At 38.5% G+C, this 3,644-nt stretch carries 3 protein-coding genes and 1 pseudogene; 3 read left to right on the forward strand and 1 reads right to left on the reverse strand.

Going from position 1 to position 3,644, the window contains the following annotated elements; genetic code table 11:
• Nucleotides 1-165: 165 nt before the first annotated feature.
• Nucleotides 166-1,791, reverse strand: coding sequence for a M28 family peptidase (locus ACT3RM_RS17220; protein WP_441836294.1), 1,626 nt, complete (start codon nucleotides 1,789-1,791; stop codon nucleotides 166-168).
• A 107-nt stretch (nucleotides 1,792-1,898) separates the two neighbouring features.
• On the opposite strand from ACT3RM_RS17220, the gene ACT3RM_RS17225 reads away from it, so the two are divergent.
• The 3 genes and pseudogenes from ACT3RM_RS17225 to ACT3RM_RS17235 all read left to right on the forward strand — a co-directional run.
• Entirely contained in the window at nucleotides 1,899-2,720 is an 822-nt protein-coding gene (locus ACT3RM_RS17225; protein WP_441836293.1) for a DUF3025 domain-containing protein, read from the forward strand.
• Nucleotides 2,717-3,505: an ABC transporter ATP-binding protein gene (locus ACT3RM_RS17230; protein ID WP_441836292.1), complete on the forward strand. Its 789-nt coding sequence runs from the start codon at nucleotides 2,717-2,719 to the stop codon at nucleotides 3,503-3,505. The genes ACT3RM_RS17225 and ACT3RM_RS17230 overlap by 4 nt, the downstream gene beginning before the upstream one ends.
• Nucleotides 3,498-3,644: pseudogene (locus tag ACT3RM_RS17235) on the forward strand (ABC transporter permease); the annotation flags it as partial. The gene ACT3RM_RS17230 and the pseudogene ACT3RM_RS17235, both read left to right, overlap by 8 nt.

Consider the following 3,644-nt stretch of genomic DNA (forward strand, 5'->3'; position numbering starts at 1 on the left):
AATAAAAGTAATAGTGGCAATAATAAACGTTTATTAGAAAGCATAAATAATGTGGAGTTGGCTTGATGGGTTTTATAGTGCGAGAGAAAAAACATGAGTGCAACCTAAAAAGTAGTTAGGTTGCACTATAATATGGTCTTAATTGATAATCAATATCATTTGCATTTATTTGCGTTGGAACTCAGAACTACTATTCCATGTCGGCCAGTCTTGTTGCTCTGATATATCAAAACCTACTTGATAAAATAACTGTAAGTCTTGTACCGCACCCGATAAATCCCATTCATCACGGTATCTATCACAAGGTTGGTGGTAGCAACCGCGCAGCACTAAGCTCATACGTTTACGGTAGTTAGCGGTTTCTTTATCCAGCGCTTCACTACCACCTCCAGCATACATTGCTGGTATGCCCATATTAGCAAATGCAAAGTGATCTGAGCGGTAGTAACCCCCTGATGATGGCTTAGGATCGCCTGAAACAACGCGACCTTGGGCTTTAGCGGCAGTTTCTAACAGTGTGTCCATTTCAGATTTACCAATGCCTACAACACTAATATCCTTTACTTTACCCAGTAAGTTTAAGCTATCCATATTGATGTTAGCAACGGTTTTGTTTGCTGGGATCACAGGGTCTGCCGCATAATATTTAGAGCCTAATAAACCTTGTTCTTCGGCCGTAACGGCTAAGAATGTCATTGAACGGCTTGGGTTTTTTGGTAGTTTTGTAAAGGCTTCGGCGACTTCAATCAAACCACCCGTACCTGTTGCGTTATCATGAGCCCCATTATAGATTTGGTCGCCTTTACGGTTTTTATCTGTGCCTAGGTGATCCCAGTGTGCTGAGTAAATGACATGCTCATCAGGTTTTTCACTGCCTGGTAAAGTGGCGATAAAATTATATGAGATTGATTTTTTAATGGTATTTTTAACCGCAACCGACGCTGTTAAATCGCCCATATCAACATGGTATGCGCCTTTTGCTGCATTTTCTTTCATGGTTGCAAAATCAAGCCCGGCTTTATCGAATAGCTCTTTAGCTACATCGGTAGTTACCCAGCCTTCAACAGCAACGCGATCCATATTGTTATTTTCTTTTTGAAAACCAAATTGCTCACCGCTCCATGAGTTTTCAACTACTGACCACGGATAAGATGCTGGGGCTGTTTCATGAATAATAATGGCACCAGCGGCACCTTGACGGCTCGCTTCTTCATACTTATAAGTCCAGCGGCCATAATAAGTCATTGCATCGCCAGTAAATAAAGCAGGATCTTTGGTAGCAAACCCAGGATCGTTAACCAGCATAACAACGGTTTTGCCTTTAACGTCTAAACCTTCGTAATCATTCCAATTATACTCAGGGGCGTTTACGCCGTATCCCACAAATACAAGTTCTGAATCTTTAATACTTTCTTCAGCACTGATACGGCTACTGCCCATTACCATATCTTTTTTATACTGGTAATCTTTGCCACCAATAGTTAATGCCATGTCTGAATCAGCTTCAAGGGACACTAAAGGTACTTCTTGCAAGAAGCTGTCACCATTACCTGGCTCATAGCCAATTGCTTTAAATTGCTCAGTTAAATAAGCAAGAGTGAGTTCTTCCCCTTTAGATGATGGGGCGCGTCCGCCAAATTCATCAGAAGCGAGTACTTTTACATGTTCAGCAAGTTGCTCTGCATTAATTGACTGATAACCGTTGCTAACATCTTCATTAGTAATACTTGTTGTAGCGCAACCAGCTAGTACGGCACTTGCTAGTAGCGTAAGAGAAAAATAACGTTTCATAACGACTCTTTTATAGTTTTATGTAAGTGCATTATAAGAAGTTCTATTAAATAGAACCAGTTTTTGCGGTAAACTAATGCTATTAATACGTTAACTAATGAGTACACATGAAGCGTTTTATCCCTCATGAAAAGTGGCACGCTCAAAGCGTAACCAGTGGTGCATTTGCACATTTAAATACACTGTTTGGTTTAAGTAGATTAACCGATTGGCCAGATTATGATTGGTTTACTCCTTTTTTAGATGCACATACGGGCAGCGATAAAAAAGTAACTTTTGTAGCGGATTCAGTATGCGAAGGGGATGAACGTTATTATGAGCAAATTATTTATGAAACCGGCCAAGTACCTACGCGTGAAAAAAGCTGGCATGACTTATTTGGTGGCTTTATTTGGTGTTTATTTCCAAAAACTAAAGCATTGATAAACCAGCGCCATATTGAAGAAATTAACCGACATGGTTTACAAAAGCGAAGTAAACACCGAAATGCGCTCACTTTATTTGATGAATGCGGTGTGATACTTGCCGTAAATGAACAAAGTGATGAATGTTGGCCTGAGTTATTACGTGATCATCAATGGAAACACGCATTTTTTGTGAAGCGCCAGCAGTGGGGTGAAACCATCAAGCCTTTTATGTTTGGTCATGCTAATTATGAAATGATGACTAAGCCTTATATAGGACTGACCGGAAAAGCATTATTTATAAAAGTACCTGCTGAGATATTCTGTAAAGATTTAAGAACACAATATCAGTATCTAGATAATAAACTTTATGAGATGATTAATTTAAATAACTATTTAAGGGACAACCGCCAACTTTCACCTTTACCATTACTAGGTGTGCCAGGTTGGTGTGATGATAATAAAAATCCTGAATACTACAGTAATACAGATTACTTTAGGGCTAAACGTAGGACGCGAACATGATAGAAGTATCTGGGCTTAAAAAGAAGTTTAAGTTAACTAAAGATCATAAAAAAAATAAATTAGAAAAAACCGACCCCCGTGAAGATAAAGATTATTTTCACTCAGTACGTGATGTCAGCTTTCATTGTAATGAAGGCGAAGTGCTCGGTTTACTTGGCCCTAATGGTGCGGGTAAAACCACCACTTTAAGAATGTTATCTACCGCACTAGTACCCGATGAAGGAAGTATTACTATTGCTGGGCAAGATATTGTGAAAAAGCCATTATATGGGCGAAAGTCAATTGGTTTTTTATCAGGCAGTACAGGTTTATACGGACGCTTAACCGTAAAAGAAAATATTGAATATTTTGCTAAGTTACACGCAATGGATAAAATATTAATCAAAGAGCGTACCCAAGAGCTTTACGATTTACTTGATATGCACAGCTTTATAGATAAACGTGCAGAAACGCTATCAACGGGAATGAAACAAAAAGCGAATATAGCAAGAGCTGTCGTACATCAACCGGCAGTTGTTGTTTTAGATGAACCTACAACTGGACTTGATATAATGACAACTCAAACCGTTATTGAGTTTATTAAGGGCTTAAAAGCAAAAGGTACACCGGTTATATTTTCTACACATCATTTAGACGAAGTTGCATTACTTTGTGATCGTGTAGCTGTCATTAACGAAGGTCTAAGTTGTTTTGATGGGACAATTGATGCCTTCAAATCACAAGGACGTAGTGAGACACTTAACCGAGCATTTATGACTATTTTGACGGAGAAAAATAATGTTTGAGGTATTTAAAAAGGAATTAAAAGAGCTGCTTCGAGACAAAAAAACATTAATGTTTATTATCGCATTACCGCTAATTATCTTTCCGCTTATTTTTGGTGTTTTAGGTTATTTTATGGTGCAAGCTCAAATTGATGCTGAC

The organism is Pseudoalteromonas sp. AOP7-A1-14 (assembly GCF_052376275.1).
Lineage (GTDB): Bacteria > Pseudomonadota > Gammaproteobacteria > Enterobacterales > Alteromonadaceae > Pseudoalteromonas.